At 68.2% G+C, this 21,116-nt stretch carries 20 protein-coding genes; 2 read left to right on the top strand and 18 right to left on the bottom strand.

The window, feature by feature from the left end; translation table 11 throughout:
• Positions 1–51 precede the first annotated feature (51 nt).
• The 6 genes from BS74_RS07720 to BS74_RS07695 are packed head-to-tail and all read right to left on the bottom strand — an operon-like array spanning position 52 to position 6,271.
• Positions 52–2,910, bottom strand: a complete 2,859-nt coding sequence (locus tag BS74_RS07720; protein WP_038057622.1) for a hypothetical protein — start codon at positions 2,908–2,910, stop codon at positions 52–54.
• Positions 2,911–2,913: 3 nt separating this feature from the next.
• Entirely contained in the window at positions 2,914–3,384 is a 471-nt protein-coding gene (locus tag BS74_RS07715; protein ID WP_038057620.1) for a hypothetical protein, read from the bottom strand.
• Positions 3,384–4,169: a fimbrial biogenesis chaperone gene (locus BS74_RS07710; protein WP_038057618.1), complete on the bottom strand. Its 786-nt coding sequence runs from the start codon at positions 4,167–4,169 to the stop codon at positions 3,384–3,386. Before BS74_RS07710 ends, BS74_RS07715 begins: the two co-directional genes overlap by 1 nt.
• 58 nt (positions 4,170–4,227) lie before the next feature.
• Complete coding sequence (locus BS74_RS07705) at positions 4,228–4,908, bottom strand: hypothetical protein (protein ID WP_038057616.1); 681 nt, start codon at positions 4,906–4,908, stop codon at positions 4,228–4,230.
• 12 nt (positions 4,909–4,920) lie between these two features.
• Entirely contained in the window at positions 4,921–5,658 is a 738-nt protein-coding gene (locus tag BS74_RS07700; RefSeq protein WP_038057613.1) for a hypothetical protein, read from the bottom strand.
• A 55-nt stretch (positions 5,659–5,713) separates the two neighbouring features.
• Entirely contained in the window at positions 5,714–6,271 is a 558-nt protein-coding gene (locus tag BS74_RS07695; RefSeq protein ID WP_245606094.1) for a hypothetical protein, read from the bottom strand.
• A 412-nt stretch (positions 6,272–6,683) separates the two neighbouring features.
• Between BS74_RS07695 and BS74_RS07690 the strand changes: the two genes are divergently transcribed.
• Complete coding sequence (locus tag BS74_RS07690) at positions 6,684–8,369, top strand: hypothetical protein (RefSeq protein WP_038057609.1); 1,686 nt, start codon at positions 6,684–6,686, stop codon at positions 8,367–8,369.
• Here BS74_RS07690 and lon read toward each other — a convergent pair.
• Positions 8,366–10,753 carry an endopeptidase La gene (gene lon, locus BS74_RS07685; protein ID WP_038057607.1) on the bottom strand — a complete coding sequence of 796 codons (2,388 nt, stop codon included), beginning with the start codon at positions 10,751–10,753 and terminating at the stop codon, positions 8,366–8,368. The two genes, BS74_RS07690 and lon, sit on opposite strands and share 4 nt — an antisense overlap.
• Positions 10,754–10,815: 62 nt before the next feature.
• Positions 10,816–11,334, bottom strand: a complete 519-nt coding sequence (locus tag BS74_RS07680; RefSeq protein ID WP_038057605.1) for a hypothetical protein — start codon at positions 11,332–11,334, stop codon at positions 10,816–10,818.
• Positions 11,335–11,372: 38 nt separating this feature from the next.
• On the opposite strand from BS74_RS07680, the gene BS74_RS07675 reads away from it, so the two are divergent.
• A complete protein-coding gene (locus tag BS74_RS07675; RefSeq protein ID WP_038057603.1) occupies positions 11,373–12,416 on the top strand; it encodes a quinone-dependent dihydroorotate dehydrogenase in 1,044 nt (347 codons plus the stop codon).
• Here the strand turns inward: BS74_RS07675 and BS74_RS07670 are convergent.
• The 10 genes from BS74_RS07670 to BS74_RS07620 all read right to left on the bottom strand — a co-directional run bounded on the left by BS74_RS07670 (position 12,406) and on the right by BS74_RS07620 (position 21,074).
• Complete coding sequence (locus tag BS74_RS07670) at positions 12,406–12,885, bottom strand: Uma2 family endonuclease (protein ID WP_038057600.1); 480 nt, start codon at positions 12,883–12,885, stop codon at positions 12,406–12,408. The two genes, BS74_RS07675 and BS74_RS07670, sit on opposite strands and share 11 nt — an antisense overlap.
• 4 nt (positions 12,886–12,889) lie before the next feature.
• Complete coding sequence (locus BS74_RS07665; RefSeq protein ID WP_038057598.1) at positions 12,890–14,173, bottom strand: dihydroorotase; 1,284 nt, start codon at positions 14,171–14,173, stop codon at positions 12,890–12,892.
• The gene (locus BS74_RS07660) at positions 14,170–15,075 is read right to left on the bottom strand and encodes an aspartate carbamoyltransferase catalytic subunit (protein ID WP_038057596.1); all 906 of its coding nucleotides are present in this window, start codon (positions 15,073–15,075) and stop codon (positions 14,170–14,172) included. Before BS74_RS07660 ends, BS74_RS07665 begins: the two co-directional genes overlap by 4 nt.
• On the bottom strand, positions 15,072–15,617 hold the full coding sequence (gene pyrR / locus BS74_RS07655) for a bifunctional pyr operon transcriptional regulator/uracil phosphoribosyltransferase PyrR (protein WP_038057594.1): 546 nt from the start codon (positions 15,615–15,617) through the stop codon (positions 15,072–15,074). The genes BS74_RS07660 and pyrR overlap by 4 nt, the downstream gene beginning before the upstream one ends.
• A gap of 375 nt (positions 15,618–15,992) precedes the next feature.
• Entirely contained in the window at positions 15,993–16,739 is a 747-nt protein-coding gene (locus BS74_RS07645; protein ID WP_038057590.1) for a sulfite exporter TauE/SafE family protein, read from the bottom strand.
• Between the two features lie 5 nt (positions 16,740–16,744).
• Positions 16,745–17,680, bottom strand: coding sequence for a 2-hydroxyacid dehydrogenase (locus tag BS74_RS07640; RefSeq protein WP_038057588.1), 936 nt, complete (start codon positions 17,678–17,680; stop codon positions 16,745–16,747).
• Positions 17,677–18,078 (bottom strand): type II toxin-antitoxin system VapC family toxin, encoded by a 402-nt coding sequence (locus BS74_RS07635; protein ID WP_038057586.1) that lies wholly within the window; start codon positions 18,076–18,078, stop codon positions 17,677–17,679. The genes BS74_RS07640 and BS74_RS07635 overlap by 4 nt, the downstream gene beginning before the upstream one ends.
• Positions 18,075–18,329, bottom strand: coding sequence for an AbrB/MazE/SpoVT family DNA-binding domain-containing protein (locus tag BS74_RS07630; protein ID WP_038057584.1), 255 nt, complete (start codon positions 18,327–18,329; stop codon positions 18,075–18,077). Before BS74_RS07630 ends, BS74_RS07635 begins: the two co-directional genes overlap by 4 nt.
• Before the next feature lie 43 nt (positions 18,330–18,372).
• Positions 18,373–19,683: a TldD/PmbA family protein gene (locus tag BS74_RS07625; RefSeq protein ID WP_038057582.1), complete on the bottom strand. Its 1,311-nt coding sequence runs from the start codon at positions 19,681–19,683 to the stop codon at positions 18,373–18,375.
• Positions 19,680–21,074, bottom strand: a complete 1,395-nt coding sequence (locus tag BS74_RS07620; RefSeq protein WP_038057580.1) for a TldD/PmbA family protein — start codon at positions 21,072–21,074, stop codon at positions 19,680–19,682. Before BS74_RS07620 ends, BS74_RS07625 begins: the two co-directional genes overlap by 4 nt.
• Between the last annotated feature and the right edge of the window lie 42 nt (positions 21,075–21,116).

The following is a 21,116-nucleotide window of genomic DNA, read 5'->3' as shown; positions in this document are numbered from 1 at the left end:
CCCGGGGGGAAGGAGCGGGCTTGGCCCCTTGGGGGCCCCACGACGGGGTACTCAGTCCCGCACCCGGATGCGGGCGGTGGTGGCCCGGGTGCCGTCCAGGTAAAGCTCCAGCTCGTAGCTTCCAGGGGTCTTGGGGGCCAGGAGGGTGCCGCGGAAGGTGAGGTCGTCCACCCGGTCTAGGGGGACGATGAGGGGTCCTAGGCGCACCTCCACCCGGTTTGCCCGCCGCAGGAGCCGGGCCTCGAGGCGCACCTCCTCTCCCGGGTCCAAAAGGGCCGGGGTCACCAGAAGGGTGGCCAAGGGGCCAGGGCGCACGGTGAGGTAGGCCCCGGCCTCGGCCCGCTCGGCTCCCCGTTCGGCCACCACCTTCAGCTCCAGGCTCCCCGGGTCCTCCACCGGGAGGTAAGCCCCGTAAAGCCCTTTCTCCAGGGGGCTCAGGGGGTAGGTGCGCCCCCCAAGCTCGGCCCAGACCCGGCTGGGCCCTCCTTGCACCTGGACCCTTAGGGGAAGCTCCGCCCCTGGCGGCAGTACCGCGGGCAGGGGCCCCAGGACCACGGCCAGGCTCTCCTCGGTGAGGGTGCGCACGATCTCCCGCACCACCGGCCTGGCGGCCAGGAGGACCTGGGGCAAGGGGCCGGGCTTTAGGTCCAAGGCCACGGGTTCGCCGGGCTCTTGCAGCTTGTCCAGGCTGGCTGGGTCCAGGCTCAGGGTGTAGCTCCCCGGGAGCAGGCCACCCATGACGAACACCCCCCTGCCGTCGGCCAAGGCGGTGCGGGTTTCGGCTCCTTGGAGCCTCACCCGCACGTAGGGGAGGGGAACTTCCCCCTCGTCCTTTTGGCCGTTGCGGTTTTCGTCCAGGTAGACCTGTCCCATAAAGCCCACCACCGTCTCCACGGGGAGGTCCAGGGAGAGGGTCCTTCCCCGCTCCACCCGCACCTCGGCCCGGCGGCGCAGGGCCAGGCTGGCCTCGAGGCCCCCCACCTCCAGGCGGTAGGTCCCGGGGTAGAGCTCCAGGCGGTACCGTCCTTCCCCGTCCGCGACCGCTTCCAAACTACCCACCTGCACCTTGGCCCCGGGCAGGGGGGGTTCTTCTATCCCCTTCACCCCGTCGCGGTTCCGGTCGTGGAAGACGACCCCTTCCACGTACCCCGTGGCCCGGCCCCCAAAGGCCTGGACCAGGGCCTCGGGGGTGTCAAACCCCCCCTTGGTCTCCAGGCCCCCCAGGGCCGAAAGCCTCAGGACACCCTCCGCATAGGCCCCCTCCAGCCCCAGGACCAGGCCGCCTTCCCGGTAGGCCAGGCCAAAGCGCGCCTCTGGGCGCTTTTGGTCCAGGTTGTAGCCCAGGCTGAGGGTGCCTTCCCAGGGGGGGAGGGCGCCCTGTGCGGCGAGCTGGATCTGCCGGCCGCTGGGGAGGGCGGTGTAGCCCCCCTGTAGGGCATAGTCCCGCTCCCGGTAGGTGGCGTACAGGGAGAAATGGGGCCCCTGCGGGTTGCGCCCCAGGGTCCCCCCAACCTCCACCCCGCCTTCCCGGTAGCGCCCGGAAAGGCCCACCACCAGGCCCCCTTGGGCACCCAGGGTGCCGCTGAGGGAGAAGGGCTGCCCGGGAGGGCGGTAGGCCAGCGTGTACAAAAGGCCGAGGTTATCGGCCAAGCGTAGGGAGAGGTTCTGGGTGGTGGCCTCGTCCAGGCGCGCGCTCAGGGTGGCGGAGCCTTGGAGCTTTCCCCTCTCGTAGGCCACCTCGCCCTTCAGCCCCCAGGGCTCCTGGGACCGGGTGGCGCCCGTCAAGCGGAGGCGGAAGCCGTCCAGGTATTCTGCCCTGCCCGAGAGGCTGAAGTCGCGGTGTTCCCACCCGCCCTCCAGGCCCACCCCTGCCCGCACCGCCTCGGGGTCCGCCTGGCGGCTCGCCACCCCGTAGGGGACCAGGGTGAGCCCCCCCTCCTTCCAGGCATAGCCCAGGCTGAAGCGCTGGCCCAGCCCACCCGCGTGCCCTGAGACCCGCCACGGGCCTTCTTGGTAGGTGCCGCCCACGCTCAGGCCGCCCCCCGCCCAGGCGGCGTAGCCTTGGAAGGGCCCAAACTCCCCGTCCAGCCGGTAGACCCCCGGGTACCCCCGGAAGTCCAGGGCGAAGCCCTCACCGAAAAAGGCCAGTTCCCCTACAGGCCCCTCGGGCTTCAGGGCCAGGCTAGAGGCGAGGCGCACGTAATCGGAAAGGGCGCCGGAGAGGCTGAGCGCCACGTTGTAGGCCAAGGCGCCCTGCCCGTACCGGCCCGTGAGGCCGAAGCGGTAGTAGAGGGCCTGGCGGGAGAGCTTCTCCGCCCCGGCGAAGGGCTGGATCACGGTTTCCAGCACCCCATAGGCCCGCACCTTGGGGTCCAGGCCCGAGTAGGCGAAGACCGTGGCCGTGTCCCGGTTGCGCCCCACCAGGCGCACCTCCAGGGTGACCTCCTTGGCCTCCCCTGGGGCCAGCTCCAGCACCTCCTGGGAGAGCCGGTAGGGAAGGAGGCTTCGCACCTCGAGGCGCACCCGGTCCTGGGCGTTGCCGGAGTTGCGGACGCTCAGGGTGTAGCTGAGGCTTTCCCCCTCCACCCCCTCGGCCCCGGGGGGAACCCGGAGCTCCACGCCGGCCCGCACGGGGATGCGCACCCGCACGATGCGGGTTTCCCGCGCGTCCTTAAGGACCAGGGTATGCTCCCCGGCCAGGGCCTCGAGGCCCACCAGGAAGTTCAGCACCCCCTCCCCTTCCACCCCCTCGGTGAGGGGAATGAGGCCCCTGGGGACCTCCGCTGCCTGGATGCGCCCTTCCCCCCGCACGGGCACGCTGAGGAAGCCCCCTGGCTGGGCCTCCACGGCCTCGGGGGCCTCGAGGGCCAGCCCCAAGCCCAGAAGGAGGAGGAGGGCCAGGGTGCGCATGGCCTAAAGCCGGCTTAGGGTGAAGAGGAGGCTACCCCGGTAGACCCCGGGCACCTCCTGCCCCGTGAGGACCAGGCGGAACTCCAGCACGTAGCTTTGGTATCCCGCCGTAGGCCCGCTTCCCGTGAGGAGCACCACCTTGGGCCCCAGGGGGATCCAGGGTCCGCCGTTCAGGCGGTACTCCACCTGGCTGGCGGGGATCTCCCCCCCGCTCTCCGCCAGGAGGGGGGTAGCCTCCACCTCCACGGCGAAGCCCCCCTCGAGGTTGGTGAAAAGCCGCAGGGTCAGGGGGCCTTGGGGAAGGGTGGGGGCGTAGGCGTAAGGGAAGCTGGGCGGGGGGTAGGGGCTTTGGGTGAGGTCAAAGACCACCTCCTCCGCGCTCAGGGAAAGGCTGGTGCCTTCCGGCAGGTTCACCCCAATGGGCACCTGGGCCAGGGCCCAGGCCAAAAGTAGCGGCAGCGCCAAGGATCGCATCACTTCACCTCAATCCGTCCTTCCCCGGCGATGAGGCTCGGGCTCCCGTAGTCCAGCACCGCCAGGACCAGGTAGCGCCCCGCGGGCAGGGGTTTTTCCAGCGGGGCCGGCAGCTCGTGGGTGGCCCCGGGGAGGCTGGCGGTCTCCGGCACCTCCCCCCGGGCCAAGACCCCCCCTTGGAGGTCGCGCACCTCCACCCGTCCCTTCAGGCGCAGGAGGCCCGTGCCCGTGTTCTGGAAGACCAGGCGCACCTGGGCCGGCCCTTCCCGGCTTGGCGGCAGGTAGCGGAAGCCCTGGATCCTTCCCGAGCGGCTCACCTGCCCCACCTCCACGTAGACCACGTGCCCCACCCGGGTCTTCACCCGGATGCCCAGGCCTTCCGCGCCCTGGCGGCTTCCCGCCGGCGCCGATTCAAAAAAGATGACGCCCCAGTACGTGCCAGGCTGGGCGTTGGCGGGTACCTGCACCGTGTAGCGCACCTCCTGGGTGCCCTGGGGCTGCAGGAGAAAGGCCAGGGGGGTCACGGAGAGCCAGCGGGTGAGGGAGCGGGGGTGGCTGCCCGGGTCCAGGTAGAGGGGCCTGCCGTCCGCCTGGAGGAGCACGTCCTGCAGGAGGGTTTCCACCTGCAGGGTGCCGCTGCGGCCCGGGTGGTCCACCAGGATGCTCCCCGTGAGGCTGGCCCCAGGGGTGGCGGGGTAGAGGGCCCTGGGGGGGCTCACCCCCACCCCGGTCTGGGCCTGGGCCGCGGTGAGGAGTAGGGCTAGCAGGGGAAGGGTTTTTCTCATGGCTAGATTCTAGTGGGGAAAAAGCCGCCCCCGGAAGCCCGGGGGCGGCCTTTAGGCTTTAGAGGGCAGCCAGCTGGAAGAGGAAGTTGAACTCGTAGGTGCCTGCCACCTCGGAGCCGTCAAACCAGAAGGCCTCGATGATGAGGTCGTCCAGCCAGCCGGGGAGGCGTTCGCCCAAGACCTTAAGGAGTTCCAAGGGGGTGCCGTCGTCCACGCCGTTAAACTGGACGAACTTCTCGTGGTTGAGGTCTTCTGCCACGTCCACAACGCCCCCCTGGCCGTAGTAGGGGCCTCCCACGGTCCGGGTCACCTTGAGGTCCAGTTCGCAGCCGTCCCCGTTGTTGCAGAACTTCTGCAGGACCTTCTGGTTGAGGCAGATCACGGTGCCCTTCTCGCCCTCGTCGATCTTGCCGTTACCGTTCAGGTCCTTGATGGCGGGGTAGGTGTCGATGGGGGTAAATGCGCCCGCCAAGGCGTCTTCTATGGCGTCCTCGAGGGTCCCCTCGTACCCCTTGGGCACCAGGTAGCACCCTTCGCCGTTCTGCCCAGGCACGGGGTTATTCAGGTCCACGATCCACTCGTCCTCCGTGAGGTGCAGGGCCACCCGCTGGGGGATGGTGAGGTTGATGCGCTCGGTGACGGTGGCCTGCTGGTCGCCCACGTTCCACTCCTCGCCGCCGCCATTGGCCAAGGCCAGGGCCAGGAGTGCGCTAACCGCCAGAAGGAAAAGCTTCCGCATGGCCCACCTCCTTTAGAGACCCGCCAGGGTGAAGGTGACGTCAATGGTGTAGGTGCCGTCCAACTCGGAGCCGTCAAACCAGAAAGCCTCCACGATCAGGTCGTCCAGCCAGCCGCCCGTGGGGCCGCTGCCCTGGGCCACCGCCACCGGGCCATAGGGCAGGGAGTTGGTGTAGAACCCACCCATGGGCATGTAGTTGATCAGGTCCGCCAGGCCAAACCAGCCGAAGCCGCTTGCGGGCGTGCCCGTCACGGAAACGCTCAGCTGCCAGCCGTCCGGGTCGTTGGAGAACTTCTGCAGGATCTTGTGGTTCACGCAGATGAGGGTGCCCTTTTCCTCATCGGAGAGCTTGCCATCGTTGTCGTAGTCCTTGGCCGCCGGGTAGGCCCCGATGGGACGGAAGATGCCGCCACCCAGGGCGTAGTTGATGAGATCCTCAGGGCTTTTCACCGTCTTGGGCACCAGGTAGCACCCTTCCGCGGGAGGCTTGGGGTCATAGGGGTTAAAGGTGTAGGACTCGGGTGCCTCAGGGGGTTCATTCAGGTTCAGGTTCCACTCGTCCTCGGTGAGGTGGAGGGCGTAGCGGGGCGGGATGATCACCTTCACCTTTTCCTTCACCGCCGCCTGGTCGTGGTTGTCGTCCCAGAGCTCCTCAAGCTCCCCATCCAGGTCGCCTTCCGAGGGGAAGTTCACCTGGGCGTAGCCCACCGCCAGGGCCAGGGCCAGAGCCAGAATCAGCCACTTCCTCATGGTCTCCTCCTTTACTTTCGCTGAGAAACCGAGAAGCCTCATGCCGAAAATCCTCCTAAAGGAGCGTGAGGGTGTAGACCAGCCAACCCTCGTACTCCCCTGGTGCCTCGGAACCGTCCAGCCGCAGCTTGATCCCCAGGGTGACCGACTGCCAGCCCCCGGGATGGTCGGTGACCTCCTCCAGGAGCACCCCGCCCTCCGGGCCGGAAGGCGCCGGGCAGATGTGGGAGGGGGGGCGGTCCCAGTCCGGGTGGTAGGCCAGGCACTTCCACTGGGGGGTGGGCGGAGCGCCGCCCCGCCCCGTGAGGACGGAGTGCATGGCGAAGTGGCTGGCGTCCAGCACCGCACCCTCCGGGCTAATGGGCTCGGTCTCAAAGGCCACGGAAAGGGCCCAGTGCCGCCTTTGGGTGAAGACGTGGAGCCGCATGGAGGGGTGGGTGAAGTACTGGGGGAAGCGCTTGGACCCAGGGATCACCCGGCCCTCCCCGTCCAGGAGAAGGGGAGGGTAGGGGCGTCCCTCCTCGTCCAGGAAGCGGCCATCCCCCCCATAAAGCCCCACGCAATGGGGGGGCACAGGACCCAAGGTGGCGCACCGGAGGTCAAAGACCACCACGGGATCCCGCAGGCAAAGGGTGGGGTCGCTGGGGTCCCGAGGGCAGTAGGGGGGTTGGCTGGGTTTCCCTCCGCCCCCCCTGCTGGCCCACAAGGGGCCTGCCGCTTGCCCACCTACCGCTGGGGGTTCCAACACCAGGGCCGCGCGTTCCGGAATCCGAACTTCCAGCCGCAAGGAGGCTTGGGGGCCGGCTGCCCCTAGGATGAAGGGGAGCAGGAGCCACACCCATGACCCAAGCCTCACCGTCCCACCTCCTTTCGCCTAGGAGGCTAGGCAGGGGAGCGTTAAGGGGGCGTTAAGGGGGGATGTGCTTTTTTGACGCCGGGTTGATCTGGGGGCGTTAAACTTAAGGCCAGGGGTGAGAGGGTTCTTAACGGTTTCTTAACGTTAGGGTTAACGGGAAGAGGAAGCCATGAAGGTCCGGTTACCCCTCTACGGTCCCGCCAGGGCGGAAGGACCCTTGGGTCCGCTTCCCCTGCGGCGGAAGGCCCTGGCCATCCTCTACTACCTGGCCCTCGAGGGGCCCACCCGCCGGGAGAAGCTGGCAGACCTCCTATGGGGCCACGGGGCGGCCCTACAGAACCTGAGGGTGGAGCTTACCCACCTCCGCAGGGTTTTCGGGCAGGGGACCTTTCAGGGAAGGGTCCTGGAACTTCCCCCGGGGGTGGAGCTGGATCGCACTCCAGGGGGTGAGGAGGTGTTGGAGGGCCTCGAGGACCTCTCCCCCTCCTTTGACGACTGGCTGCACCTGCAAAGGGCCCGCCTTGGGGTTCCAGAGGACCCCCTTTCCCTTCCCGAGCGGCTCCAAGGGGTGCGGCCTCCGGCCTTGGTGGTGCTCATCGGTCCCCCTGGGTCGGGGCGAAGGGCCTTAGCCCGGAAGCTGGCAGAAACCCTGGGCCTGCCCTTCCACGAGGGGCTGGGCCAGGGGGCGGGGGTCTTTTACCTTGCGGACCCTTTGCCCCCCCAGGAGGAAGCCCTTCGCCTTAAGCCCTCTCGTGGGCAGGTTTTGGTGGTGGCCAGGAGCCTTTTTGGGGAGGATCCGGCCTTTCTCCTGGCCTTGCGGGCCCGCTTCCCCGCGGAGATCACCCGGGTCTTAAGGGTTCCTCGCCTGGAGTTTTCCGAGGCTCGCCGCCTCTTTCTCCGCAACCTGCCTTTTATGGAGGCGGCCCGTTACTACCTGGCCAGCGGAGGCCGCCCGGAAGTGTTGCAGGAACTTTTGGCCATGAGGGATCCCTCGGCCCTGCCCCAAAGGGTGCGGGCCATGGTGGCCCTCGAGGCCCGCCACCTTTCCTTGGAGGGGCGAAGGGCCTTGGAGATCCTTTCCCTACACCCTGGGGCCTTCCCCTATGCCCTGGCGGAGGGGCTTGGCCTGGCGCAGCACCTGGACGAGCTGGAAAACCGGGGTTGGTTGGTCTTCGCGGAGGGGCGGTACCGCTTTAGAGAACCTCAGTTTCGCCCCTACCTGGCGGCCCAGCGTTCCCTGGGGGAATGCCTCCGTTGCCACCAGCGCATGGCGGAGGTGTTCCGAGGCCTCAAGGACCCGGTGGCGGAGGCCTACCACCGCAGCCGGGCGGGGGAACCCGTGGAGATCCAGGCCCTGGCCAAGGCCTTGAAGGAGTGGCGGAAGGTAGTCGCAGACCCGGGCTTTCCCTGGTCGGACTTTCCCCCGCAAACCCTTCTTTTAGGCCTGGGGCCTTCCTTGCCCTTGGAGGTTCCTGAGCCCCTTACCCTGGTTTCCTTGGATGGCGAGCCCGTGGAGGTCCCGTTGGTTTTGCAAGAACCCGCGGTGGTGCGCCTTTCTGGGCAGGTTTACCAGGAGCTTCCCCTGGGGCTTGGGGTGGATGCCCAAGCCTTTCCCCTGCGCCTTCTGGGGGAGGGGCGGGGCGTGTTTTTCCTGCCCACGGAGGCTAGGGCGGGGTTGTTCTGGGGAGCCGTGCTTCCCCAAGCGCCTTTGGACCATCTCTTCCTCCTGCCCCCCGGGGTTTACCGCCTGGGCCTGGGAACCCGGGGCTTGGCGGAGCTGTACCTCCAAGCCCACCGGCCGGTTCCGGGGGCGCTGCGGGTCCTGGCCCCTTTGGGCCAGGCGGTGGAGGTTTAGGCGCCGGCGCTCGGCTGGGGCCGGTCGGCGGGGGGCACCGGGGGCGGGGCGGGAGGCAGGAGGAGAAGGCGCAACACCTCCCCCACCTCCTCCACGAAGGTGATCTCCAGGTCCTTGAGGATCTCCTCCGGCACCTCCTTGAGCTCCGGCTCGTTCTCCTTGGGCAGGATCACCCGGAAGATGCCCGCCTGGTGGGCGGCGAGGAGCTTCTCCTTGACCCCGCCGATGGCCAGGACCTTGCCCCTAAGGGTGATCTCCCCGGTCATGGCGATGTCCATGCGCACCGGGCGGCCCGTGAGGGCGCTGGCCAGGGCGGTGGCCATGGTGATGCCGGCGGAGGGGCCGTCCTTGGGGGTGGCCCCTTCCGGCACGTGGATGTGCAGGTCAAAGTCCTTGTGGAAGCCCTCGGGCAGGCCCCACTCCTCCCGGTGGGCCCGCAGGTAGGTGAGGGCGGCGTGGGCCGACTCCTTCATCACCTCCCCCAGGTTCCCCGTGAGGTTCACCTTGCCCGTGCCCGGCACCGCCACCGCCTCTATGGTCAGCAAAGCCCCCCCGTAGGGCGTCCAGGCCAGCCCCTGGGCCGCGCCCAGCTGGGGGGCCTTCTCCGCCCGGTCGGGGCGGTACTTGGGCACGCCCAGGTAGGCCTCGAGGTCCTGGGCATCCACCACCCGCACCCCCTCCCAGGGGCTTTCCAAGTAGTCCTTGGCCGCCTTGCGGGCCACCTTGGAGAGCTCCCGGTCCAGGTTCCTCACCCCCGCCTCCCGGGTGTACTCCTGGATGATGCGCTCTATGGCCCGGTCGGTGATCTCCAGCCGGCCCTCGAGGCCCGCCTCCTTCACCTGGAAGGGCCAGCGGAAGTGGCGGGCTATAGAGCGCTTCTCCGGCAGGGTGTAGCCGGGGATCTCAATGACCTCCATCCGGTCCAGGAGAGGCCTGGGGATGGTGCTTAGGGTGTTGGCGGTGGTGATGAAAAAGACCCGGGAAAGATCGTAGGGCACGTCCAGGTAGTGGTCGGTAAAGGTGTGGTTCTGCTCGGGGTCCAGGACCTCCAGAAGGGCCGAGGCCGGATCCCCCCGCCAGTCGGAGGAGAGCTTATCGATCTCGTCCAGCAGGAAGACGGGGTTCACCACCCCCACCTGCTTCATCCCCTGGATGATCTTCCCCGGCAGCGCCCCGATGTAGGTGCGCCGGTGGCCCCTGATCTCCGCCTCGTCCCGCACCCCGCCCAAGGAGATGCGGTGGAACTTGCGGTTCATGCTGCGGGCGATGCTCTTGCCCAAGGAGGTCTTGCCCACCCCTGGGGGGCCCACGAAGCAGAGGATGGGGGCGTGGCCCCGGACCTCCTTGCCCTGGGTGAGCTGGCGCACCGCCAGGTACTCCAGGATGCGCTCCTTCACGTCCTTAAGGCCATAGTGGTCCTCGTCCAGGACCCGCTTGGTGACGGCGATGTCCAGGACCTCGGGGTCGGCTTCGGTCCAGGGAACCTCCAGAAGCCAGTCCAGGTAGGTGCGGCTCACCGTGGCCTCGGGGGAGCCGGGCTGCATGCGCTCCAGGCGCTTCAGCTCCTTTAGGGCCTTTTCCTTCACCCCCTCGGGCATGCCCTTCTTTTCTATGCGCTCCCGGAGCTCCTCGATTTCGCTTAGGAAGTCCTCCCCGCCACCAAGCTCCTTCTGGATGGCCTTCATCTGCTCCCGGAGGTAGTATTCCCGTTGGTTTTGGTCCATCTGCTCCTTGACCCGGGCGGCGATCTTCTTGTCCAGTTCAAAGCGCTCAAGGTCCCTTAGGAGCAGGGCCAGCACCTTCTTAAGCCTTTCCTCCACCTCCGGGGTTTCCAGGATTTGCTGCTTTTCCTCCAGGCTCCAGGTGGCGTGATGGGTTACCAGGTCCGCCAGGATGGCGGGGTCCAAGGTGCTCTTGACCGCTTCCTGCTGGTAGCGGTCCAGGCGGAGGGTCTTGTGGTTTTGCAGGTAGCGTTCAAAGGCCTCCTGCACCTCGTTCACCAAAACCCGGGCCAGGTGGGGGTCCTGAAGGGGGGGCTCGGGAAGCACCTCCCCCACGCCCCTCAGGTAGGGGGCGGCCACGTAGGCCACCAAGCGGGCCCGGTTCCTGGCCTCCACCATCACCTGGAGGGTTCCGTCGGGTAGGCGCATGGCCTGCTTGACCACCGCCAGGGTGCCCACGGGGTAGAGGTCCTCCGGGGTGGGGTCGTCCACCTCGGGGTCCTTCTGGGTTACCAGGAAGAGGTAGCGGTCGGCGTTCAAGGCCTCCTCCACCGCCCGTTTGCTCTTGGGCCGGCCCACGTCCACCCCGGTGGTGGTGTGGGGGAGGATCACGGTGTTCCTGAGGGGAAGCACGGGAAGTTCCAGGCGCAAGACGTCCTTCATCTACCCTCCATGATAACGCCTCCCCCAGGGCCGAAGGCACCCGGGGGCACAAAGGAGGGCGGTTAGAGGCCCACGGTCACGGTGGCCTTCAGGTTCTTGAAGGTGAAGTCCACGGGCCCGGCGGGCAGGCCTTGGTTTACCTCCACGCCCAGCCAGAGTTTGCCCGCTTGCACCCCTTGGGTGAGGTTCTGGCCGTTTAGGGCGAGGGGGCTGCTTTGGCTAAGGGTGAAGGAGGCGCTTCCCACCTTTTCGTCGTCAGGGCCCACGGGGCAGGCGTAGGCGTAGACGGTGGTGAAGTCCGAAAGGGCGATGCAGTTTGGGTCGCTGGCGGGATTTGTCAGACGGGCGTAGAGGTTCAGGGTGAGGGTTAGGGGCTGGTTGGCCTCGAGGACCCCGGAAACCTCCACGCCCTTCACAGGGACGCCGGGGAACTCCATGGGCTTTGCGGGGTAGACCACTCGCCCCAAGGTATCCCCCACCGCGGCCAGGGTCACCCTTTGTTCCGGAAGGGGCACGGTCACGCTCACCGAGCAGGCCGCAAGGAGAAAGGATAGACCAAGGGAGGCTAGCAAGCGCTTCATGGGCGCATTTTACCGGAGGAGCCCTTAGGATGAGGGGGATGCACCGCCTGCTCTTCGCCTTGGACCCGGAAACCGCCCACGAGCTCGCCTTGAAGGCCCTGGCCCTGTGGTCGGAAAGGGGACCCCTGCTGGAGGTGCCCGCCAGGCTCCTCAGGGTGGAGGATCCAAGGCTTGAGGTGGAGGCCCTTGGCCTCCGCTTTCCCAACCCCTTGGGCCTGGCGGCGGGGATGGACAAGGACGCAAGGGCCCTTGCGGCCTGGTGGGCCTTGGGCTTTGGCTTCGCCGAGGTGGGGACCCTTACCCCTAGGCCCCAGGAAGGGAACCCCAGGCCCCGCCTTTTCCGGCTTGTGGAGGACCATGCCCTCATTAACCGGATGGGCTTCAACAACCAGGGGGCGGAGGAGGCGGCAAGGAGGTTGAAGAGGTTTCGGGAAAGGGGGCTTTTTTTCCCCGTGGGGGTGAACCTGGGAAAAAACCGGGATACCCCCTTGGAACGGGCGGCGGAGGACTACCTAAGGGCCCTCCAGGCCCTGGAGTCTTACGGGGACTATTTCGTCCTCAACGTGAGCTCCCCCAACACCCCGGGGCTACGCACCCTGCAGGAAGGCCCCTTCCTGGACGAACTCCTTGCCCGTCTGCGGCCCGCCACCCGGAAACCCCTCCTCCTCAAGGTGGCCCCAGACCTCACCCTTGCGGCCTTGGACCAGGTGGTGGCCCTGGTCCAGAAGCATGGCCTCGAGGGCCTGGTGGCGGTGAACACCACCCTGGGCCGGGAAGGGCTCAAAAGCCCCCTGGCGGGGGAGGCCGGGGGGCTTTCGGGTAGGCCCTTGAAGGGGAGGGCCCTGGAGGTTTTACGCCACCTCGCCGCGGTGCCGGGCCTTACCCTGGTGAGCGTGGGCGGGGTGGAGGGCCCGGAGGATGTTTGGGAGCGGCTTAGGCTAGGGGCCCGGCTGGTGCAGGTCTACACCGGCTTCGTCTATGGGGGTCCCCTTTTCCCCCGGCGGGTGCTGAAGGGCCTTCTGAGGCTTATGGAAGCGGAAGGGATAAGGAGCCTGGGAGAAATGGCGCCCCCTAGACGGTGAGGGTGCAGCCGCAAAGCAGCTCAAGTTCCACGGGGGACACGTGGCGCCATGCGCCCTTCTGCCGGAGGTGAAGGACCAAGAGGGTATGGGGGTCGAAGATGACCACGTCCTTGACCCCCTGGGACAGGTAGAACCGGGGGGCGATCTCCAGGTCCTTGGCCTCGTATCCCCGGCTCACCACCTCCACCACCGCCTCGGGCAGGAGGGTGATGGCCTCGTCCAGTTCCTCCGGTTCTCGGCAAAAGAGGGCGATGTCGGGCCGCTTGTAGGAGCCGTCGGGAAAGCGAACGTACACGTCGGCCACGTGGATGCATGGGCATGAGGAACCCTCTTTGGGGCGGATGCTTTGGCGAATGCGGTCCACGGCCTTCTGGTGCCGGTAGGTGGGCTGGGCTTCCCAAAGGGGAAGCCCCCCCACCCACTCCAGACGCAGGCCCAGCTGATCGGCTTCCAGGAGCTTTTTCAGCACGCTCTTATTCTAACGCCTGGTACACCACCCGCCCTTCCACCAGGGTGAGAACCGGCCACCCCGCCAAGACCCAGCCCGCCCATGGGGAGAACCGGGCCTTGGAGGCGAAGGCCTTGGGGTCCACGGGCCGCTCCTTGGGGTCCAGGAGGACCAGGCTGGCCTCGGCCCCTTCCTCCAGGTGGATGGGCCTTAGGCCCAGGACCCTGCGGGGCCCATCGGTGAAGAGCTCCACCAGGCGCTTTAGGGGGAAGCCCCGCTTCCGGTGAAGCTCGGTGTAGAGGAGGGGGAAGGCCACCTCGAGGCTCGGGATGCCAAAGGGGGCCCTTAAGAGGTCCATCTCCTTCTCCGCCTGGGTGTGGGGGGCGTGATCGGTGGCGATGGCGTCCAGGGTGCCCTCCAGGAGGCCCTCCAGCAGGGCCTCCACGTCCTCTCTGGTGCGGAGGGGTGGGGCCACCTTGAAGATGGGGTCAAAGCCCTTCAGGGCCTCCTCGGTGAGGGTGAGGTGGTGGGGGGTGGCCTCGGCGGTCACGGGAAGCCCGGCCCCCTTGGCCTCCCTTAGGAGCTCCAGGCCCCGCTTGGTGGAAAGGTGCTGGATGTGGAGCCGGGGCTTTTTTTGCCCCCGGCGCAGGGCGTAGCGCAGGACCTCCAGGTCCCGGGCGATGCGGGCCGCCTCCGCCTCGGGGGGGTTTCCGGGAAGGCCGAGAAGGTCGGCCAAGGGGCCATCGTTCATCACCCCGCCCCGGCGCAAGGAGGCGTCTTCCGCGTGCACCGCCACCGGCAGGCCAAAAGCCGCCGCCCCCAGGAGCCCCGCCGCCAGCACCCCGGCGTCCTCGTTGGTGCGCCCGTCGTCGGTGAGGAGGGCGGCCCCCGCCTCCCGGAGAAGGCCCGCCTCGGTGAGGAGCCTTCCCTCCTGCCCCTGGGTCAGGGCGGCGGCGGGGTGGAGCCGGGCCAGGCCCAGGGCCTGGGCCTTCTTCCTTAGGGCCCTGACCGCCTCCGGGGTGTCCACGGGGGGGGTGGTGTTGGGCATGGACACCAGGTCCGTGTACCCGCCCCGCACCGCCGCCAGGAGGCCTGTGGCGAGGTTTTCCTTTACCTCCTGCCCGGGTTCCCGCAGGTGGGCGTGGAGGTCCAAAAAGCCTGGGGCCAGGAGGCGCCCCTTCCCCTCAATGACCCTCTCGGCGTCCCCACCCTCCAGGGAGAGGATGCGCCCCTCCCCCAGGAGGACATCGGCGGGACCCCGCTCCCCAAGAGCGTCCACCAGCGTCACGTTGCGGATCAGGATGGTCATCGTTCCCTCCCCACCAAGAGGTGGTACAGCACCGCCATGCGCACGGCCACGCCGTTATGCACCTGGCGGTTCACCAGGCTCCTCTCCGAGTCCGCCAGGGTTCCTTCCAGCTCCACGTCCCGGTTCATGGGGCCGGGGTGGAGGAGGGGAGCCCCCGGCTTGGCCTTTTGGAGGCGCTCTTCCGTCACCTGGTAGTGGGCGATGTAGTCCTCTAGGTTCACCAGCCCCGCCTCCATGCGTTCCCTTTGCAGCCTTAGGACCATGACGGCGTCCGCCCCCTCGAGGGCCTCCTCCAGGTGGGGGGTGAGCCGGGCCCCGGGAAGGGCCTGGGGGAGAAGGGTAGGGGGGCCTGCCGCCCACACCTCGGCCCCCAGGAGGGGAAGGAGCTCCAGGTTGGAGCGGGCCACCCGGGAGTGGAGGATGTCCCCCACGATGGCGATCTTCTTGCCCTCCAGGCTTCCCAGGGCCTCGAGGAGGGTGTAGGCGTCCAGGAGGGCCTGGGTGGGGTGGGCGCGGCGGCCGTCCCCCCCGTTGATGACCGCCCCCTTCACCCAGCGGGTGGCCTGGTGGGGCACCCCGGCGGCGTCGGCCCGGATCACGTAGGCGTCTATGCCCATGGCCTCGAGGGTCAGCAGGGTGTCCTTGTAGCTTTCCCCCTTCTGGAGGCTGCTGGTGGCCGCGGCGAAGGAGACCACGTCCGCGGACATCCGCCTTGCGGCCAGCTCAAAGGAGATGCGGGTGCGGGTGGAGGGCTCAAAGAAGACCGTGGCCACGGTGAAGCCCTGGAGGGCGGGCACCTTCTTCACCGGGCGCTCCAGGACCTCGGCCATCACCTTGGCGGTTTCCAGGAGGCTTTCCACCTCGGATTTGGTCCAGCCGGCAAAGTCCAGGAGGTGCCTCATGCCGCCTCCTTTTCCCAAAGCTCCACCCGGTCCTCCCCGTCCACCTCGGTGAGCTTCACCTTCACCACCTCGTTCCTTGCGGTGGGCACGTTCTTGCCCACGAAATCCGCCCGGATGGGGAGCTCCCGGTGCCCCCGGTCAATCAGGACCGCCAGGTAGATGCGCCGGGGGCGGCCTAGGTCCATGAGGGCGTCCATGGCCGCCCGGGCGGTGCGGCCGGTGTAGAGGACGTCGTCCACCAGGACCACCGCCTTGCCGGTGAGGTCAAAGGGGATGCGGGTCTGGCGCACCTGGGGCCTGACCCCGATCTCCGAGAGGTCGTCGCGGTAGAGGGTGATGTCCAGCACCCCCACGGGAACCTCCACCCCCTCAAACTCGCGGATGTAGCGGGCGATGCGCTCGGCCAGGGGGATGCCCCGGGTGTGGATGCCCACCAGGACCAGGCCCTCCACCCCCTTGTTGGCCTCCACCACCTCGTGGGCGATGCGGTACAGGGCCCGGCGCATCTCCTCGGCGCTTAGGAGCTCGGCCTTAAAGCGCACGGTTCACCTCCAAAAAGAAGCGGAGGCCAAAGCCTCCGCCCGGCTTCTTCCCTGGGTTTCCCTTATATCGCTCCATGGCTCCCCCTTTCCGGCCTCGCGGGACCGGTTTAAAGGCCGACCTCACCTTACCGCCTCTTCCGGGAAGGCGCAAGGGGCCCATCCGCCTAGGCCAAGGCCTAGGCGGGGGATGGCGGAGATCCCTAGCTCGGGGTTTTTCCCGGGTGACGCTCAGGGCCAAAACCCCCACCAGGACGCCCGCGATGAGGGCGTTCCACATGGCATCCAGGGGGAGAGGATGAGCCAGACGCCCAGGACCACGTTGGCCCAGTCCTGCCAGCGTCACCCCCTTTCACCTTTACGGTACGCCAGGGAAGGTCACCGTTTTTTGGCGGAGGGACGGAGGTACCGCCAGGCGGTCCAAAGAAGCACCCCGGCGAAGACCAGGCGCAGGGTGGCCTCGGGTAGGAAGTGGGCGGCCTCCCCTCCCAAAAAGGTGCCCAGGAGCACCCCGGGCACCAGGCCAGGGACCAGGAGGGCGTCCACGTTCCCCAGGCGGTGGTGGGTGTAGGCCCCCACCAGGCTGGCCGGGACCATGGCGAGAAGGCTCGTGCCCTGGGCGGTGTGCTGGTCCATGCCCAAGATCAGGACCATGGCGGGGACCATGATGGTCCCTCCCCCCACCCCCATCATGCCCGAGAGGAAGCCGGTGAGGCCTCCCGCCAAGAGAAGGGTGAGGTCTTCCCCCACCTCGCCCTGCACCCAACCCATGGGGGCCAGGTGGGGTTTCAAGAGGAGCAAGAGGGAAACGAACAGCAAAAACCACCCGAAGGCCCGCTTGAGGTCCTTTTCCGCCAGGCCGTGGGCGTAGCGGGCCCCCAGGCGGGCGGTGAAGATGGCGGTGGCCGCCAGCAGCAAGGCCGCCTTGAGGTTCAAGGAACCCTGGAGCCCGTAGGTCACCGCCCCCGTAAGCCCGGTGAAGAAGACCGCCACCAGGCTGGTGCCGTGGGCCTTGTGCTGGGAGAGCCTGAGAACCCCCACCATGAGGGGGATCATCACCGTGCCTCCCCCAAGCCCCACCAGCCCGCCAAAGGCCCCGCCGAGGAAGCCGATGAGAAAGCTCATGGGGGCTATACTACCGGGTTTGGGGGCTCGCGCCCCTCCAGGACGGCCAGCAGGTTTTCCACCGCCATCTCCGCCATGCGTTCCCGGGTCCTTCTTCCCGCCGAGCCCATGTGGGGGGTGATGACGGCGTTGGGGAGGGCGTAGAGGGGATGCCCCGGGGGTAGGGGTTCGGGGTCGGTGACGTCCAAGCCCGCCCCGAAAAGGTGTCCCCTGAGGGCCTCCACCAGGGCCTCGGTGTCCACCAGGCCGCCCCGGGCGGTGTTGATCAGGATGCTTCCCGGCTTCATGGCGAAAAGCCTTTCCCGGTTCATGAGGCGGTGCGTTTCCGGGGTCAGGGGGGCGTGGAGGCTGACGATGTCCGCGGTGCCTAAAAGCTCTTCCAGGGAGAGGTGGGGGTAGGGGAGGGGCTTGGGGGTGCGGCTGTGGTAGACCACCCGCATCCCGAAGGCCTCGGCCCTTTTGGCCACCGCCTGCCCGATCCGGCCCATGCCCACGAGGCCCAGGGTGAGCCCCTCGAGGTCCAGGCCCAGGAGGAGCTCCGGGTGCCAGGCCTGCCAGCGCCCTTCCCGGGCGTGGTCCACCCCCTCCACCACCCGCCGGGCCACCGCCAGGAGGAGGGCCAGGGTGAGGTCGGCGGTGGCCTCGGTGAGGACCCCGGGGGTGTGGGTCACGCGGATGCCCCGGGCTTTGGCCGCCTCGAGGTCCACGTGGTCCACCCCCACGCTGTAGCAGGCGATGACCCGGAGGCCGGAGGCCCGGTCCATCACCTCGGCGTCAATGCGGTCCTCCACCGTGGGGATGAGGCCTATGGCCCCCTCCACCTTGCGCAAAAGCTCCTCCCGGGGGAGGAAGAGCCCCTCGTGGACCTCCACCTCGAGGCCCCGCTCCTTGAGCCTTTCCAAGGCTTTGCCCGGCAGGGTGCGGGTGACGAAGACCTTCACGGCACCACCTCCAGCTCGGGGAAGGCCGTGCGGTAGGGCGCGGGGTCAAAGGTGGCCAGCCTGAGGCCGTGGTGCACGGCGTGGGCTCCGATGAGGAAATCGGCCAGGATGCGCCGGGGAAGCCCCCCTTCCCGCCGCTTCCGGGCGTAAAGGCCAAACCGCTCCCCCGCCAGGGTCCATACCTGGAGGGGCATCTCGGGGCGCAGGCGGATGGCGAAGGCCTGCAAAAAGGCTTCCAAAAGGGGCCAGCCTTCCCCGGCCCGCAGCTCGGCGTACACCGGCGGGCTCAAGAACAAGGCGTGGAAGGCGCAGGTTTCCAGAAGGCCTACCGCCTCGGCGTGGAGGGCATCCTTGGGGTCCAAGGCGGCCAGGATGACGTTGGTGTCCAGGCTGGTCATCCTTCCCTAAGGGCGCGCACGTACCCCACCGCGTCGTGCCCTGTGGCCCTTCCCAAGGCTTCGGCCTCCTCGGGGTAAGCCTGGAGAAGCTTCTGCAGGAGCTCCCGCACGGGGGGGCGCACGGGACGCAGGCGGATCTCCCCCTCCACCACCTCCACCCGGAGCTTTTCCCCGGGGCGTAGGCCCAGGGCCCGGCGCACCTCGGCGGGCAGGGTGATCTGGTACTTGGGGCTGACGGTGACGGTGGCCATGCTTTTAGCTTAGCGCAAAGCGCCAAGCAGATTTTGCTTTGCGCTAAGCCCCGGCGAAGGAAAGCTCCGCCACCGCCACCATAGGGCTTCCCAAGGCGGCGCCCATCACCTCCCAGTCCAGCTCGTCGCCCACGGCCTCTATCGCCTGAAGGAGCTCCAAGAGGTTCCCGCTTACGGCGAAGTTTTCCACCGCATGCCGCGCCTCCCCTTCCTCCACCCATAGCCCCAGGGCCTGCAGGGAGAAGTCCAGGCTCACGGGGTTGGCCCCGGCGTGGAGGCCCATGAACTCGGTGATCAAGACGCCCTTCTCTAGGCGCAGGTTGCCCACGGGCTCCAGGTAGAGGTTCGTGGGGGCCACGTCCAAGACCCCCCGGTAGGTGCGGAAGGCGTGGCCGGTGTTTTCCTGGCCCAAGGCCCTTGCGGTTTCCGCATTGTGCAGGAAAGTTTTGAAGATCCCCTTCTCCACCACCACCGTGCGCCGGGCCGGGGTGCCCTCGGCGTCAAAGGGACGGGAAAGGAGCCCCTTTTCCAAGGTGGGGTCGTCCACCAGGGTGACCCATTCGGAGGCGATCCGCTCCCCAATCCGGTTTAGGAGGCGGCTTTTGCCCTCCAAGGCGCTTTTTCCCGAAAGGGAGCGGGCAAGCACCCAGAGGAGGCCCGCCATGGCCTTGGGCTCCAGATAGGCCCGGTAGCGGCCCGTGGGGAGGGGTTTGGCGTTCAGAAGCCTGGCGGTCCTCTCCCGGATCTCCAAGGCGGTGCGGCCGGGGTCTAGGGCGTGGAACTCCTTGGCCAGCTGGAAATCCCAGCCCTGCTTGAGGCTTGCCCCCTCCCCCATGACCAGGCTTCCCCCCATTCCCGCAAGGCCCGTGCGGAAGTCCCCCTCGGCCCCCAGGGTGCTGGCCAGGGCCACCCGGACCTCCTTCTCCATATACCCCCCCATGAGGACGCTTCGGGTCCTGGGGTCTTCCCACAGGGCCTTTTCCAGGGCCAAGGCCCCTTGCTTCTTGGTTTCCAGGGGAGCGGAAAGGCCTTCCCCCAGAAGGTCGTGGCTTCCCAGGGCCCGGCCCGGGGGGATGAGGCCTTCCTTGTCCGCCAGGAGGGCGTTATCCCGGGCCTCCGCCAGGGCCCACTCCAGGGCTTCCGGGGAGAGCTCCTCCGTGTAGGCGTAGCCCACCCGGCCCTGGGCCACCACCCTTAGGCCGATGCCCCCTTGGCGGGCCTCCTTGATCTCCTCCAGGGCGCCTTGCCGGGCCCGTAGGGAAAGCTCCCGCTCCTCCTGGAAGAGGACCTCCGCCTCGAGGCCCAGCTCCTTGGCCCGCCGCAACAGGTACCGCTTGGCTTCCTCCAGGGTCATGCCCTACCTCCCACCACGATCTCCGAGACCAGCACGTGGGGCTGGCCCACCTCCACGGGCACCATCCCCGAGAGGCTTCCGCACATCCCGGGGGCGTTTTCCCAATCCTTGGCCACCGCCACCACCTTCCGGATGGTCTCCGGCCCTTTGCCCACCAGCATGGCCCCCCGCACCGGCTCCTCTATGCGCCCCTTGCGGATGATGTACCCCTCCTGCACCGCGAAGTTGTACTCGCCCGAGCCCGGCTTCACCTGTCCACCCCCCATCTCCTTGGCGTAAAGGCCGAACTCCACCCCCGCGATGAGCTCCTCCACCTCCTTGTCCCCCGGGGCGATGAAGGTGTTGCGCATCCTGGAGGTGGGGGCGAAGGTGTAGTCCTGCCTGCGCCCTGACCCGGTCATGGGGTAGCCGGTGAGGAGGTGGCCCAGCCGGTCCACCATGTAGCTTTTGAGGATGCCCTTTTCAATGAGCACCGTGCGCTCCGTGGGGCGGCCCTCGTCGTCCACCTCCGTGGAGCCCCAGGCGTGGGGCAGGGTGCCGTCGTCCACATAGGTGACCGCGGGGCTGGCCACCTCCTCCCCCAGCCGGTCCGCGAGGACGCTGGCCTTTTTGGCCACGCTGGTGGTCTCCAGGAGGTGGCCCAGGGCCTCGTGGAAGAGGACCCCGCCGAAGGCGTTCCCCACCACCACGGGCATGGTCCCGGCAGGGGCGGGCTTGGCGCGGAGGTTGGTGAGGGCCTGGCGGGCGGCCTTGGCCCCCACCTCCTGGGGCGGGTAGAGCTCAAAAAGCTCCAGGCCCACGCTCTTGCCCGGGGCGGCGTAGCCGGTCTGCACCTCGGTGCCGTCCTGGGCCACGGCCAGCACGTGGAGCCGGGTGCGGACCCGCTTCTCCTCCGCCCAAGTGCCCTCGCTGTTGGCGATCAGGACCTCCTGTTCCCATTCCTGGAGGCTGGCCTCCACCCTTTGGACCTCGGGGGCGATCCGGGCCCCGGCCTCGGCTTCCAGGAGGCGCTCCAGGCGGAAGCGCTTGTCCTTTTCCGAGAAGGGCACCTTGGGGGTGTGGAGGCCTTGGGGGGCGGTTTTGCGGAAGTCCAGGCCCCCGGCGCCCCGTTCGTCCACCCGTCCCAGGGCCCCCTTGGCCCTGAGGAGGGTTTCCAGGGCCTCCAGGAGGCCTTCTTGGGTGAGCTGGTTGGTGTAGGCGTAGACCACCTCGAGGCCGAAGAAAAGCCTGATCCCCGCCCCGTAGTCCAGGCCGGAGATGGCCTCCTCCAGCTTCCCCGAGCGCACGGTCATGCGCCGCCTTCGGGAGCGCTCCGCATAGATCTCGGCGAAGTCGGCCCCGCCCTTTAGGGCCTGCCGCAGGACCAGGGCCACCAGGTCTGGGTTTAGCATGGCTAGAGGCTACCCCGGCACTGACCGGCAGGTCAATCCCAG

It is taken from the genome of Thermus amyloliquefaciens, from assembly GCF_000744885.1.
Classification (GTDB): Bacteria; Deinococcota; Deinococci; order Deinococcales; family Thermaceae; genus Thermus; species Thermus amyloliquefaciens.
This window is presented reverse-complemented; position numbering and strand designations above follow the sequence as displayed.